This is a genomic window from Pseudonocardia hydrocarbonoxydans (genome assembly GCF_006539565.1).
GTDB classification, from domain to species: domain Bacteria; phylum Actinomycetota; class Actinomycetes; order Mycobacteriales; family Pseudonocardiaceae; genus Pseudonocardia; species Pseudonocardia hydrocarbonoxydans.
In genome coordinates, this window is sequence record NZ_BJNG01000005.1 from 154,394 (window position 1) to 167,591 (window position 13,198).

Sequence of the window (13,198 nt, forward strand, 5' to 3'; positions counted from 1 at the left end):
TCTCGGTGGTCCAACGAGCGAACCCCGCCCCGGTGACGCGCGAACGTGGCCCGCTCAGCCGGTGCGGCGGGTCCGCGGGTCGCCCAGCTCGGCCAGGAGCGGGGCCTGCAGCGCGGCCCACGGCGACAGCTCCCCGGAGGCGGCGGCGTCGAGGAAGCGCTCCCAGCCCCACCACTGCCAGGCCTCGACCTCGCCGGGCCGGGGGCGCGGGTCGGCGTCGAGGGTGCAGACGAACACCGGGCAGAACTCGTTCTCCTCGATCCCGGCGGCGTCGGAGGCGCGGTAGGCGAAGTCGGGCAGCACCAGGCGCAGGTCGTGGGCCCGCACGCCGAGCTCGTGGTCCAGGCGCCGGTGCACGGCGTCGGCGAGGTCCTCCCCCGGTGCCGGGTGGCCGCAGCAGGTGCCCGTCCACACCAGCGGGAACGCCCGCTTCACGCCCGCCCGCTGCGTCACCAGCACCCGGCCGGCGGCGTCGAACCCGTAGCAGGAGAACGCCAGGTGGCGCGGGGTGCTGGTGCCGTGGACGGTGGCCTTGTCGGCGACGCCCGTCGGGCGCCCGCCGTCGTCGACGAGGACGACCTGCTCGGGGGAGGACATACCGCCCAGCCTGCCATCGCCCCGTCGGGGCCGCCGCCCGGACCGCCCGATCGGCGATGCGCGCGCGTACCCACCGCCCCGGCGCGCACCGTCGACGGTGCGCGCCGGAGCGCGGGATGCGCGCGGGCCCGAGGCCGGGTGCGTGCGACAGGTGCCGAGGACAGGCGCCTAGGACAGGTGCTTCGGACGCGGGTGGTCCTTGCTGCCCTCGTCGGCGTCGACGCCGTTCTGCCGCCCGGAGCCCGACCCCCGGGCACGGCCCGTCCGCGTCAGCGTCAGCGACACGATCACCGACTTCGACGCAGGCTGGTGGCTGCCCTCGGCGACGTGGTCCAGGGGCACCAGCGGGTTGGTCTCCGGGTAGTACGCCGCCGCCGTCCCGCGCGGGGTGTCGTAGGCGACGATGCGGAAGTCCCGTGCGCAGCGCTCGACGTCGTCGTCGTCCCAGCGGGTCGTCAGGTCGACGTGGTCGCCGTCGTCGAAGCCCAGCGCGGCGATGTCGTCGCGGTGCAGGAACACCACGCGCCGGCCGTCCTCGATGCCCCGGTAGCGGTCCGAGAGCCCGTAGATCGTGGTGTTGAACTGGTCGTGGCTGCGCAGGGTCTGCAGCAGCAGGTGCCCGTCGGGGACGTGCAGCACCTCCACCGGCGACACCGCGAACTCCGCCGACCCGGACTCCGTCGGGAAGGTCCGGGAGTCGCGCGGCGGGTGCGGCAGGATGAACCCGCCCGGGCGCCGGGCGTTGACCTCGTAGCTCTCGCAGCCCGGCACGACGCGGGCGATGTGCTCGCGGATCCGGCGGTAGTCGTGGCGCATCGCGGCCCAGTCGATGCCGTGCCGGTCGCCGATGGTGGCCTCGGCGATGCCGGTGACGATCGCGACCTCCGAGCGCAGCATCGGGCTCGCGGGCGGCAGCGGGCCGCGCGAGGAGTGCACCGAGCAGGTCGAGTCCTCCACCGAGATCCACTGCGGGCCGGTGGCCTGCACGTCCTTCTCGGTGCGGCCCAGCGTCGGCAGGATCAGCGCGGTCTCCCCGCAGACCAGGTGGCTACGGTTGATCTTCGTGGAGATCTGCACGGTCAGCCGCGTCGAGCGCAGGGCGCGCGCGGTGACGTCGGTGTCCGGCGTGGCCTGGGCGAAGTTGCCACCGAGGCCGACGAAGACCTTCACCTTCCCGTCGCGCATCGCCCGCACCGAGTCGACGGTGTCGAGGCCGTGCTCGCGGGGCGGGTCGAACCCGAACTCCTCCTGAACCGCGTCGAGGAAGCTGTCGGGCACCCGCTCCCAGATGCCCATCGTGCGGTCGCCCTGCACGTTGGAGTGCCCGCGGACCGGGAACAGCCCCGCTCCCGCACGCCCGATGCCGCCCTGGGCCAGCGCCAGGTTCGTGATCTCCTTGATCGTCGCGACGCCGTTGCGGTGCTGGGTGATGCCCATGGCCCAGCAGAAGACCGTGCCCCGGGAGTCGCGCAGCATCTCCGCGGCGCGGGTGATCTCGTCGCGGGTGAGCCCGGTGGAGGCGAGCACGGCGTCCCAGTCCAGCGTGCCGAGGTGCTTGCGCCACAGCTCGAAGCCGGTGGTGTGGCGCTCGATGAACTCGTGGTCCAGCGCGTCCCACTCCACCAGCAGCGAGCCGATCGCCTGGAACAGCGCGAGGTCGCCGTTGACCCGGATCGGCAGGTGCAGGTCCGACAGCGCCGTGCCGGGCCCGACCACGCCCTTGGGCCGCTGCGGGTTCTTGAACCGGGTGAGCCCGGCCTCGCGCAGCGGGTTGATCGTGAGGATCTTCGCGCCGCGCTCCTTGGCCGTCTCCAGGTGCGTGAGCATGCGCGGGTGGTTGGTGCCCGGGTTCTGCCCGGCGATGACGATCAGGTCGGCGTTCTCCAGGTCGCTCATGACGACGCTGGCCTTGCCGATGCCGATCGACTCCTGCAGCGCGATCGACGTCGACTCGTGGCACATGTTCGAGCAGTCGGGCAGGTTGTTGGTGCCGAAGGCCCGGGCGAAGAGCTGGTAGGCGAACGCGACCTCGTTCGACGCCCGGCCCGAGGTGTAGAAGGTGGCCTCGCCGGGGCTGTCCAGCGCGTTGAGCTCGCGCCCGATCAGCGCGAACGCGTCCTCCCAGTCGATGGGTCGGTAGTGGGTGTCCCCTGGCCGCTTGACCATCGGGTGGGTGATGCGGCCCTGCTGGCCCAGCCAGTACTCCGAGTGCCCGTCGAGGTCGGCGATGCTGTGCCGGGCGAAGAACTCCGGCGTCGCCCGGTCGGTCGTCGCCTCCTCGGCGACGGCCTTGGCCCCGTTCTCGCAGAACTCGGCCACCGAGCGGTGCCCGGGGTCGGGGTCGGGCCACGCGCAGCTCATGCAGTCGAAGCCCTCGGCCTGGTTGAGCTTCGTCAGCGTGCGGGCGGTGCGCGCGACGCCCATCCGTTCCAGGGACCGCTTCATCGACACCGCGACGCCGGGTACGCCGACCGCCCAGTCCTCGGGATGGGTGACGCGCAGGTCCGCCTCGTCGTAGTCCGTGTTCCGCCGTTTTTCGTGCCGCATGCGGCCGGATACCCGATCCGGACGGTGTTCAGCCCTCCGGTGTAACCCCCGGGGCCCCGCGCGCGTCCTCCTTCACGACACCCGCCGCCGAGACCCCCCGAAGGTGATCCTCATGTCCGAGTCCTACGTCCCCGAGCCCTACGTCGTCGAGGCCGTCGACGCCGACGGCGACGGCTACCAGGAGACCACCGTCCTCGACTCCGACGGCGACGGTCTCGCCGACACCGCGCTCGTCGACGTCGACGGGGACGGCTACGCCGACGTCGCCGCGTTCGACAACGTCGCCGACGGCGAGTTCGTGGCCGACGTCGTGGCCCTCGACGTCGACGGCGACGGGTACGCCGACGTCGTCGCCGACGACACCGATCTCGACGGCGTGTTCGACTCCGTCACCCACCCCGTCGACACCCCGCTCACCGACGCCAACCCCTACGGCGCCACCGGCCACCACCCGGGCACCGACGAGGGCACCACCTACAGCGGCCCGTTCGAGGGCGGCGCCGAGGCCGCGCCGGGCGGCACCGGCGAGGGCCGGGTCATCGCCGGCGAGGGCGGCGACGCGATCTACGTCGACCCCGACGGCGGGGTCTCGTTCTCCGGGTCGGACCTCGCAGGGAACTCGTACTCCTACGACGGCGGCTGACCGGGTGGCACGAGGAGCGTCACCACGCCGGCGTCGAGATCGACGACCGTGCGGGGTGGCGCTCCGTCGTCCTGCCCGGCGGGCAGCAGCGACCGGGAGTGGCGTTCCTCCTGCTCCCGGCGCTTCGCCCCCGTGAAGAAGGCGTCGATCTCCTCGAAGCCCGTTCCCGACAGCCGGTGCGGCCCGGCGCCCCGCCCGCGCCAGGGCAGCAGGCTGCGCCCCCGCGCCCACAGCCCGAGGCGTTCCAGTGCCACGAGCAGGACCAGCAGGCACACCAGCCCCGGCAGCGTCAGCGCGAACAGCGCACCCGGGCCCATCCCCCGAGCCTGCCGACACCCGGGTGCCCGGGCAAGGCCCGGTGCGGGACGCCGTCGGTGAGGGACAGCGCCGGGGCGCGCCGTTGTCCGGTCGGGACAACGGCACCGGCGCGTCCCCGGCCTACCGTGGACCCGCGGGCCCGTGCCCGGCGAGGGAGCGTGATGGCGATGGCGAGCGGTGCACTGGGCATGGTCGAGACCCGGGGGCTGGTCGGCGCCCTGGAGGCGGCCGACGCGATGGTGAAGTCGGCGAACGTCGAGGTGGAGGGCTACCGCACGCTGCGCAACGGCCAGGTCTCGATCCTGGTCCGGGGCGACGTCGGCGCCGTCCGGGCCGCCGTCGACGCCGGGTCCGCCGCCGCGGCCGCCGTCGGCGAGCTCTACGTCGCCCGCGTCCTGCCCCGCCCGGACCCGGGCACCGAGACGGTGATCGGCGAGGCCGTCACGGCGACGCGGACCTGACCACGGGGCCGGCCGCGTCCCCCTCGGCCTCGGGCTCCCCGGTGACCTGCAGCAGCCGCAGCGCGAAGTCGGCGCGCATCCGGTCCTCGTGCCGGCTCAGGTCGAGACCGGTGAGCTGTTTGATGCGTTCCAGGCGGTAGCGCAGCGTCTTGTGGTGGACGAACAGCCGCTCGGCGGCCACCCGCTGCGAGCAGTCGGCGTCGAAGAAGGCGCGCAGCGTCCGGATCAGGGACCCGTCGTTGTCGCGGTCGTAGGTCAGCAGCGGGCCGGTGACCTCCTCGACGAAGGTCATCAGGTCCGGGTCGTCGCCGGAACCCAGCAGCAGCCGCACGATGCCCAGCTCCTCGTAGAGGAACGCGTTCCCCCCGCCGAGCCGGTGCGCGGCCGACAGCGCGGTGCGCGCCTCGTTCAGCGCGCTGGGCAGCTCCACGACGTCGTCGTGCGGGCGGCTGATCCCCCAGGTCAGGCGCAGCCCGTCGCTGCCGTCGCGGACGGCCGCGCCCATCCGCACGGCCAGGTCCCGCACCTGCACCCGGTCGACGTCGGACACCACCACGACGACGAAGTCGCCCCGCAGGCTGGCCAGCGACGTCGCGCGCCCCCCGTCGACGGCGCGGAGGGCGCGCACCGCGTCGCGGCGGACGCGGTCGGTCTGCGAGGTGTCCCAGCCGAGGTCCGCGGCGAGCTCCTCCACGTTCTCCAGGCGGCCGTAGAGCACGCGCAGGGCGCCGCCGAGCGGGACGTTGAGCTGCTGGGCGCGGGTGCGCGCGGCGATCCGGTGCTCGACCGGGCCCTGCAGCAGGTCCCACAGCACCTGCTCCAGCGCCTCGGACCGCGCGCGGCTCGCGGCACGCTCGCGCAGCAGGGCCAGCGAGCACGCCATGGCCACCTGGCCCGCGACCACGTCCATCATCTCCGCGGAGATGCCGTCCGGGCGCAGCAGGACCCAGCCGATGCGGTCGCCGTCGGCGTGCACCGGCTGGGTCCACACCGGGTGACCGCCCAGCGTGGTGCGCCCGGCGCGGGTGCCGGCGGGCACGCTCCCCGGCAGCTCGACGGTGAGGTCACGGCCGCCGTGGGAGGCCACCAGCGCGCCGCGGGTGTCGTAGATGCCGACCTGGCAGTGCAGCTCCCCGCCGACCGTCCGCGCGATCGCCGGCAGCCCGCCCCCGTCGCGGACGGTCAGCAGCAGCGTCTGCTGCAGGCGCGACGAGCGGTCCAACACCGCGACCTGGCTGCGCAGCGCCTCCCCCGCCAGCTCCATCTCGCGGACGGCCGCGGCCTGCTCGTCGTGCAGCCGGGCGTTGTCGATCGCGACCGACGCGACGTCGGCGAAGGTGACCATCCGCCGGACGTCGCGCTCGGTGAACAGCGACGGGCGCCGCCGCCACACCTCCAGCACCCCGACCAGGCGGCCGTGCAGGCGCAGCGGCACCGCCAGCGCGGACTGGGTCTGCTCCTGCACGGCCAGCGACACGAAGTCCTGGGTGATGGTGCGGTCGTCGAGGTAGTTGTCGACCTTCGCCGGCCGCCCGGTGAGGAACACCAGCCCGGCGACGCCCTGACCGCGGCGCATCCGCAGGCGCGCGGTCTCGACCACCCGGTTGCCGACGCACGAGCGCATCCGCACCTCGTCGTCCTCGCGCAGGAACACCCCGCAGATGTCGGCGTCGAGCAGCTTGGAGGTGCGGTCGGCGATGGAGAGCAGCACCTGGTCCAGGTCGCGCACCGACAGCAGCCGCTCGACGACGTCGCGCACCACCGCGGTCTCCGCGGCCTCGGCGACGGCGCCGTCGCGCGCGGCGTCGCGGGCGGCGGCGAGGGTGAGCCAGACCGTCGCCCGGCGCAGCAGGGCCCGGGTGGCGGCCGGCACCGGGACGGCCCACTGCAGCTCCCGCTCGTCGCCGGTGGCGCGCACGGTGACCGCCGCCCCGACCACGCGGGCCGCCAGCGCGACGAGCTCCACCTCGGCGGCGGCGGCGTCGGCCGGCACCCGGGCGAGGAGGTCCTCCAGCTCCGCGGCGGGGTCGTCGACGAGCCGCAGCGCCGCCCGACCCGCGCGTTCGGACGGCGTCATCGCCCCTCCTGGACCGCGATCAGCGCCTTGAGGGTACGTCGCCCGGCCATGCGTGCATATGCCTGCGGGACGCCGTCGAGCGGCACGGTCTCCGAGGCCACGACCGCCGGATCGAGCGCCCCCGAGCGCACCAGCGCCAGCAGCGGCCCGGCGTCGCGGGCGAGGTCGCCGATCGCGAAGGCCAGCGTCAGCTCGTCGGCGAAGGCCCGGGCCACCGGCAGCTCCCAGCCCGGGTCGGTGTGCACCCCGACCGAGACGACGGTGCCGCGGCGGCGCACCAGCGCGCACGCGGCGTCCAGGCCGCGGCGGCCGCCGACCGCGTCGACGACGGCGTCGGCGCCGCGGCCGTCGGTGAGCCGGTCGACGAGCGCGCGGGCGTCGTCCGGGGCGGCCACGACCGCGCCCTGGGCCGCGGCGAGCTCCCGGCGGTCCCCGACCGGTTCGACGAGCACGACGATCCCGGCGCCGCACGCCTGCGCGGCGAGCGCGGTGAGCTGCCCGACCGGGCCCCCGCCGACCACCGCGACGGTGTCGCCCGGCGCGATCCCGGCCCGGCGCACCGCGGCGTACCCGGTGGCCAGGGTGTCGCCCAGGAAGACCGCGGCGTCGACGTCCACCCCGGCGGGCACCGGCTGCAGGACGGTGTCGGCGTGCGGCACCCGGACAAGCTCGGCCTGCGCGCCCGCCAGCGGCGGCCCGAACGCCGACCCGGTGCCGAAGAACCGCCGCTGAGCGCACTCCCAGTGGTCGCCGCGGCGACACCACCAGCACCGGCCGCACGAGGTGAAGTCGGCCCCGACCACCAGGTCGCCGCGCCGGTGGCCGTGCACCCCCGCACCCGGCTCGACGACCTCCCCGACGAACTCGTGCCCGAGCACGAACCCCTCCGGCAGCCCGTCCGGGTGCGCGACGACGTGCAGGTCCGTGCCGCACACCGCCGCGCGGCGCACCCGGACGACGGCGTCGGTGGGCTCCTCGATCCGGGGGTCGGGCACGGTGTCGACCTCCACCCGGCCCTGCCCCGCGTACACCACGGCCCTCACGGCGGCGGGCGCCCGACGGTCTCCCGCACCCCGTCGCGGCCCAGCCGGACCTGCACGGCCCGGCCGTCCTGCGGGGCGGTGGCGGGCAGCACCTCCCCGGTGTCGCGGACCATCGCGAGCACCATCGCCGCGGCGGCGCTGCCCGGCGCCACGCGCAGGCCGCGGGCCCCGGCCGTCCCGACGACCCGCCGGGCGGCGAACCCCGACGCCCGCCAGGTCGCCCCGAGGACCGCCGGGTCCCCGGTGACGACGACGAGCGCCGCGTCCGGCGAGGTCGCCGCGATCCGCGCGGCCACCTCCGGTCCGGCGCTCTCCGGGGCGGCGATCACGACGTGGTCCGCGGGGCCGGCGTCCTCGACCGTCGCGCACCCGCGCACGGCCGTCGCCGCCCCGGCCTGCGCGAGGTCCAGAGCGACCGCGCGCGCCCGGCCCTCGTCCGCGTCGACCAGGACGATCTCGCCGAACACCGCGGCGTCGGCGAGGCGCAGCGCGGCGACCATGCCGACCCCACCGGCCCCGACGACCACGGCCCGCCGGACCGCGCCGGGGCGGACCGCCCGGGGCAGCGGGGCGCCCCGGCGGTACAGCGCGCCCGAGGGCGGGCGGACCGGGCGCGGGGCGGCGTCCGGGGCGCGGGCCGGTGGACGCGCGGGGCCGGGCGCGGGAGCGGGACGGGCGGGGGCGGGGGCGGGGCGCCGGTCCCCCACGACGGCCGCGGCCGCGCCCGGGGTGGCGACGACGATCTCCACGCCCCGCTCCCGCGCCCGCTCCCGCGCCAGCGGGGTGAGGAGGTCGCGCGGCCCGACGGCGAGGATCCCGGCCGCCGCGGCACCGTCGACGTCCTCGGCCCCGATCACGCGCGGGCTCACCGGCGGTCCTCCCGCCCGTGCATCGCCTCCAGTGCCGCCACCGCCGCGTCCCGGGCCGTGACGACGTCGCTCTCGGTGCCGGAGAGGAACATGCGGCCGAACCGCCCGACGGCCCGCAGCTCGACCACGGTGATCTCCGCGGCCTTCTCCGCCTCGTTGGCCGCCACGGCGATGTAGGCCGCGGGGGCCACCTCCATGACCAGCAGGCTCTGGCCGGGCATCATCATCGAGCCCTTGCGCCACTTGTTGAGCAGCTGCGCCTGGTAGGGGTGCACGTTGGTGATGAACTGGACCGATGCGATCGTCGGCCGGATCCGGTCGGCCTCGGTGAGGCCGAGCTCGTCGAGCACGGCCTGCCCGGACGCCAGCACCTCCGCCTGCTGCTCGGAGTGGATCTCCAGCAGGCCGAACTCGCGCTCGATGATCTGCAGGGCCGGGCGGACGCCAGAGGCCTTGAGCGCGATGTCCGCGGCCCGGAACACCTCGTTGCCCGGCGCCATCTCGATGTAGAGCTCGGCCATCCCGGCGAGCGGCACGTCACCGGGGCTGGTGGCCGCGATGTGCGCGGCGCACTGCGGCTGCATGCGGTCGACGAAGGCGTAGGTGCGCAGGGTGGGGGTCACGGGGCGCTCCGGGCGATCCCCAGCGGGGTGATCAGCAGGGCGTGCGGGTAGGTCACGACGGGGCGCTCCAGCCACGAGGCCAGCACGGAGTCCGCGCCGGGGATCATCAGGGCGCCCCCGGCGAGGTGCACCGGGAGCCGTGGCACCTCGCGGGTCATCGCGCGTACCGACTCGGCGATCCGCTGCAGGCCCGGCACCAGGATCGGCAGGGCGTCGGCGGGGTGCTCCCGCTTGTGGGCCTCCGCCCCCTCCACGGTCAGGCCGAGCGCGCCGGCCAGCACCAGGTCGAGATGGTGGCCGCCGCCGGGACGGTCGTCGAGGGCGACGAGCACGCCGTCGCGGAAGACGCCGACACCGGTCGAGCCGCCCCCGACGTCGACGACCACCCCGTCGCGCACCTCCAGCGTGCGCTGCGCGGCGCTCACCTCGTCGACGAGGACGACGTCGGCGAACCCGGCGGTCTCGCACACGTGGACGCAGGCCCGGGCGTCCTGCACCGGGATGCACGGCGGGTACGCCGTCGCGGCGCGGGTCAGCGCGACCCCCAACGCCTCCTCGGCGCGGTCCCGCAGGTGCCGCACCGCGGCGGTGGCGCCCGCGAAGTCGACGACCACGCCGTCGCGCAGCGCACCGCAGGGGTGGGAGTCCACCCACACCGGGGCGCCCGCGGCGTCGAGGACGACCAGCACGCAGGTGGCCGTGCCGAGGTCGACGCCGACACGCAGCGGCCCGACGGGCGGCGGCGGGACGGTCCCGGCACACGCCGCCGCGGCGGCGAGCCGGGCGCGGGGGTCGGTGGTGGTCACGGTCATGCGATCTCCACCGGGTCGTACACGGTGCGCCACGGCCGCACCTCGTGCGCGATCCGCTTGATGTTGATCAGGTGCAGCGGGGTGACGTTGTCCGAGCAGATCGAGCCGCTCCAGGTTCCCGTGCCGAGCTGGAAGGACGGGTCGACCTCGCAGGAGAAGCCCATGCCGCCGAACAGCGCGGGGGTGTTGACCACGATCCGGCCCGCGGGCAGCGTGCCGAACGGGGCGATCTCCTCGGGGTCCGCGGCGTGCACCGCGCAGGTGTGGCCCTCGCCGTCGAGCGCGAGGACCTCGCGGCAGCGGGCCCAGCCCGCGGCGGCGTCGGGCACCCGGTACACCGACAGCACCGGCCCGAGGATCTCCCGCGACAGCGGCGCGTCGAGCCCGACGCGGTCGAGCCGCGCGGCCAGCACCCGGGTGCGGGTGGGCACGGTGAACCCGGACAGCTCCGCCAGCCGCACCGCGCTCTGCCCGACCGCGGCCGGGCGCAGCGCCCCCCGCTCGTCGAACAGGGTGCGGACCAGCGCGGCCTGCTGCGGCTCGTTCATCCAGTGCGCGCCGCGCTGCTCGAACGCGGCGAGGAACGCGTCGGCGACGGCCTCGACGACCACCACGGACTGCTCGGCGACGCAGGCGGTGCCGTTGTCGAACGACTTCGAGGTGAGGATCATCTCGGCGGCCTCGGCCGGGTCGGCCACCGACGCCCCGACGTAGGCGGGCACGTTCCCGGCGCCGACGGCGATCGTCGGCTTGCCGCTGGAGTACGCGGCCCGCACCATCCCCGGCCCGCCGGTGGCGAGCACGAGTGCGATCTCCTCGCGGCGCATCAGCTCGTGGGTGGAGGCCAGGGTGGGGTCGGTGAGGCAGGAGATCAGCCCCTCCGGGGCGCCCGCGGCGACCGCGGCCGACGCCATGATCTCCGCGGCCCGCAGCGTGCACCGCGCGGCCCGCGGGTGCGGGGCGAGCACGATCGCGTTGCCCGACTTCACCGCGGCCAGGCACTTGAACAACGCCGTCGACGTCGGGTTGGTCACCGGGATGATCCCGGCGATGACGCCCATCGGCGCGCCGACGGCGGTGACCCGCGCCTCCTCGTCCACCCACAGCACGCCCACCGCGCGGCGCTCCAGCATCCAGCGGGCCACGAAACCGGTGTTGTAGCGGTTCTTGTGGATCTTGTGCTCGTAGACGCCGTAGCCGGTCTCGTCGACGGCGAGCCGGGCCAGCTCCTCGGCCGCCCTCGTGCCGGCCACGGCCATGGCCCGCACGAAGCGGTCGAGGGTGTCCTGGTCGGCGCCCTCCAGCGCGAGGAACGCGCGCCGGGCCGCGCGGGCCTTCTCCCGGACGTCCGCGAGGCCCGCCAGGTCGGCGTCCACGGATCAGCCCTTCGGGCGCGTGAGGATCGCGAGGATGCTCTCGGTCTCGTCGTGCGGGCGCGGGATGACGTGCACCGAGACGACCTCGCCCGCCTTGCCCGCGGCGACCGCGCCGGCGTCGGTGGCGGCCTTCACCGCGCCGACGTCGCCGCGCACCATCACGGTGACCAGGCCGCCGCCGATCTCGCGGTGCCCGACGATCTGCACGTTGGCCGCCTTGACCATCGCGTCGGCGGCCTCGATCGCCCCCACCAGACCCTTGGTCTCGATGAGGCCGAGCGCGCCGCGCGGGCCGCTGGGCACGGCGGTCGGAGTGGTTGCCATGGGGGTCCTCCGGTTCGGTTCAGGTCTTGCGGTAGCTGACGGCGCCGCCCCGGACGACCGAGTCGGCGATGGCGACGACCGCACGGTCGGTGGGGGCGTCGGCCCCCGCCGCCACCCGGGCGGCTCCCCCCGCGGCCACCAGGACGATCTCGCCGACGCCCGCGCCGACCAGGTCGACGGCGACGTAGTGCGCCCCGGTGGAGCGCTCCGGGTCGGCGCCGGTGGCGTCCTGCAGCAGGAGCAGCGTGAACCGCTCCAGCCCCGGCTCCTTGACCGTCGAGACCACCTGGCCCAGCACCTTGGCGAGCAGCACGAGATCACCTCCGGCCGGGCGGGCCCGGCTGTGCGCCGCACCACGCTATGGACGGCACAGTAGGTCGGCGGCGCGCCGGCCTGCGCTATCCCGGCCGGACAACGTCCACCGCCCTCGTTGTCCCGGGACGCTCTGGCCCGCGGGCGACCCCGGAGGCAGGGTGTCCGGTGACGCAGGACCCAGGAGGTGCGCGGTGATCCGTCCCGAGGACGCCCAGTTCCACCCGCCGACCAGCGACGACCCGCTGTGGGCCGAGACCAACTACTTCGGCCTCTACGCCGCGCAGGACACCGACGCGCCGATCAACATCGGGGTCTACGGCTTGTTCCGCGAGCCGCTGGGCGTGGTCGGGTCGACGGTGTCGGTGAACCGCAGGCGCGTCACGATGCCGTGGGCCGCGGACTACTGGGACGCCTGGGAGCACCTGGTCGTGCCGCAGCCGTCGAACCTGCTCGACTACGAGCTGGCCAACGGCCTGAAGGTCACGTGCTCCGAGCCGAACGCGGTGTGGGACGTCTCCTACACCGACGCCGCCGCCGGCCTGGACCTGCGCTTCCGCTACACCGCGCTGATGGAGGCCTACGACATCAACGACCCCGCACAGGACCCGATGGCCGCCGACCGGGACATGGCGAAGACCTGGGGCCACGCCTACGCCGGGCACTTCGACCAGACCGGGCACTTCGAGGGCGAGCTGAGGCTGCGCGGCGAGACGGTCCCGATCGACTGCGTGTCGACCATGGACCACAGCTGGGGCGTGCGCGCCGAGCGTCAGACCTCCCGGCTGTCCTGGCTGCACGCCCATTTCGACCGCGACCTGGCGATCCACGTCATCTCCGACTTCTCCACCGACGCCGGCCCCGACGCGCCCTCCCCGCTGACCATGACCCACGGCTACGTCCTCGACGGCGGCAAGGTCTACGGGCTCAAGGCGGGCGGCGGCACGTCGGAGCGCACCGGGTTCTACGGCGAGCGGGTGACGCTGTCGGTCACCGACTCGGCGGACCGCACCTGGGAGCTGGAGGGCACCGGGCTGACGACGTTCCCGTGGCAGGCCTGGCCGGGCACCGTCGGGCACAACGTGCTGCACCGCTGGACCCTCACCTCGGAGTCCGGGGCCGGGCGCACCGGCTACGGGGAGTGCATGGACTTCATCGGGCTCGGCGAGCTCTCCGCCGTCTACAACAGGGCCTGA

At 75.2% G+C, this 13,198-nt stretch carries 14 protein-coding genes; 3 read left to right on the plus strand and 11 right to left on the minus strand.

Annotation, left to right across the window (positions count from 1 at the left end; all coding sequences use genetic code 11):
* Positions 1-54 precede the first annotated feature (54 nt).
* Positions 55-597, minus strand: coding sequence for an isopentenyl-diphosphate Delta-isomerase (gene idi, locus PHY01_RS03530; protein WP_141276976.1), 543 nt, complete (start codon positions 595-597; stop codon positions 55-57).
* A 168-nt stretch (positions 598-765) separates the two neighbouring features.
* A complete protein-coding gene (locus tag PHY01_RS03535) occupies positions 766-3,144 on the minus strand; it encodes an FdhF/YdeP family oxidoreductase (RefSeq protein WP_141276978.1) in 2,379 nt (792 codons plus the stop codon).
* 112 nt (positions 3,145-3,256) lie between these two features.
* Here PHY01_RS03535 and PHY01_RS03540 point away from each other — a divergent pair, with 112 nt between their 5' ends.
* Entirely contained in the window at positions 3,257-3,787 is a 531-nt protein-coding gene (locus tag PHY01_RS03540; RefSeq protein WP_141276979.1) for a hypothetical protein, read from the plus strand.
* On the opposite strand, the gene PHY01_RS03545 is transcribed toward PHY01_RS03540, so the two are convergent.
* Positions 3,772-4,104: a DUF6191 domain-containing protein gene (locus tag PHY01_RS03545; RefSeq protein ID WP_141276981.1), complete on the minus strand. Its 333-nt coding sequence runs from the start codon at positions 4,102-4,104 to the stop codon at positions 3,772-3,774. The two genes, PHY01_RS03540 and PHY01_RS03545, sit on opposite strands and share 16 nt — an antisense overlap.
* A 168-nt stretch (positions 4,105-4,272) precedes the next feature.
* Between PHY01_RS03545 and PHY01_RS03550 the strand changes: the two genes are divergently transcribed.
* Complete coding sequence (locus PHY01_RS03550; protein ID WP_141276983.1) at positions 4,273-4,566, plus strand: BMC domain-containing protein; 294 nt, start codon at positions 4,273-4,275, stop codon at positions 4,564-4,566.
* Here PHY01_RS03550 and PHY01_RS03555 read toward each other — a convergent pair.
* Genes PHY01_RS03555 through PHY01_RS03590 form a run of 8 tightly spaced genes read right to left on the minus strand, consistent with a single transcriptional unit; the run spans position 4,547 to position 12,003 of the window.
* The gene (locus PHY01_RS03555) at positions 4,547-6,643 is read right to left on the minus strand and encodes a helix-turn-helix domain-containing protein (RefSeq protein WP_141276985.1); all 2,097 of its coding nucleotides are present in this window, start codon (positions 6,641-6,643) and stop codon (positions 4,547-4,549) included. The two genes, PHY01_RS03550 and PHY01_RS03555, sit on opposite strands and share 20 nt — an antisense overlap.
* Positions 6,640-7,686, minus strand: a complete 1,047-nt coding sequence (locus PHY01_RS03560; protein WP_141276987.1) for an alcohol dehydrogenase catalytic domain-containing protein — start codon at positions 7,684-7,686, stop codon at positions 6,640-6,642. The genes PHY01_RS03555 and PHY01_RS03560 overlap by 4 nt, the downstream gene beginning before the upstream one ends.
* Positions 7,683-8,555 carry a lactate/malate family dehydrogenase gene (locus PHY01_RS03565; RefSeq protein WP_218029984.1) on the minus strand — a complete coding sequence of 291 codons (873 nt, stop codon included), beginning with the start codon at positions 8,553-8,555 and terminating at the stop codon, positions 7,683-7,685. The genes PHY01_RS03560 and PHY01_RS03565 overlap by 4 nt, the downstream gene beginning before the upstream one ends.
* Complete coding sequence (locus PHY01_RS03570; RefSeq protein WP_246085674.1) at positions 8,552-9,178, minus strand: hypothetical protein; 627 nt, start codon at positions 9,176-9,178, stop codon at positions 8,552-8,554. Before PHY01_RS03570 ends, PHY01_RS03565 begins: the two co-directional genes overlap by 4 nt.
* On the minus strand, positions 9,175-9,990 hold the full coding sequence (eutJ, locus tag PHY01_RS03575; protein WP_141276988.1) for an ethanolamine utilization protein EutJ: 816 nt from the start codon (positions 9,988-9,990) through the stop codon (positions 9,175-9,177). The genes PHY01_RS03570 and eutJ overlap by 4 nt, the downstream gene beginning before the upstream one ends.
* Entirely contained in the window at positions 9,987-11,366 is a 1,380-nt protein-coding gene (locus PHY01_RS03580; RefSeq protein ID WP_141276990.1) for an aldehyde dehydrogenase family protein, read from the minus strand. The genes eutJ and PHY01_RS03580 overlap by 4 nt, the downstream gene beginning before the upstream one ends.
* A gap of 3 nt (positions 11,367-11,369) precedes the next feature.
* Positions 11,370-11,690: a BMC domain-containing protein gene (locus PHY01_RS03585; protein WP_141276992.1), complete on the minus strand. Its 321-nt coding sequence runs from the start codon at positions 11,688-11,690 to the stop codon at positions 11,370-11,372.
* A 19-nt stretch (positions 11,691-11,709) separates the two neighbouring features.
* Entirely contained in the window at positions 11,710-12,003 is a 294-nt protein-coding gene (locus PHY01_RS03590; RefSeq protein WP_141276994.1) for a EutN/CcmL family microcompartment protein, read from the minus strand.
* Between the two features lie 193 nt (positions 12,004-12,196).
* Between PHY01_RS03590 and PHY01_RS03595 the strand changes: the two genes are divergently transcribed.
* Positions 12,197-13,198, plus strand: a complete 1,002-nt coding sequence (locus PHY01_RS03595; RefSeq protein WP_141276996.1) for a DUF7064 domain-containing protein — start codon at positions 12,197-12,199, stop codon at positions 13,196-13,198.

Bases quoted from the DNA above. Each gene is read 5' to 3' on its own strand.
- PHY01_RS03585 (WP_141276992.1), bottom strand. From the start codon at position 11,690: ATGGCAACCACTCCGACCGCCGTGCCCAGCGGCCCGCGCGGCGCGCTC.
- PHY01_RS03535 (WP_141276978.1), bottom strand. From the start codon at position 3,144: ATGCGGCACGAAAAACGGCGGAACACGGACTACGACGAGGCGGACCTG.
- PHY01_RS03540 (WP_141276979.1), top strand. From the start codon at position 3,257: ATGTCCGAGTCCTACGTCCCCGAGCCCTACGTCGTCGAGGCCGTCGAC.
- PHY01_RS03555 (WP_141276985.1), bottom strand. From the start codon at position 6,643: ATGACGCCGTCCGAACGCGCGGGTCGGGCGGCGCTGCGGCTCGTCGAC.
- PHY01_RS03545 (WP_141276981.1), bottom strand. From the start codon at position 4,104: ATGGGCCCGGGTGCGCTGTTCGCGCTGACGCTGCCGGGGCTGGTGTGC.
- eutJ (WP_141276988.1), bottom strand. From the start codon at position 9,990: ATGACCGTGACCACCACCGACCCCCGCGCCCGGCTCGCCGCCGCGGCG.
- PHY01_RS03550 (WP_141276983.1), top strand. From the start codon at position 4,273: ATGGCGAGCGGTGCACTGGGCATGGTCGAGACCCGGGGGCTGGTCGGC.
- idi (WP_141276976.1), bottom strand. From the start codon at position 597: ATGTCCTCCCCCGAGCAGGTCGTCCTCGTCGACGACGGCGGGCGCCCG.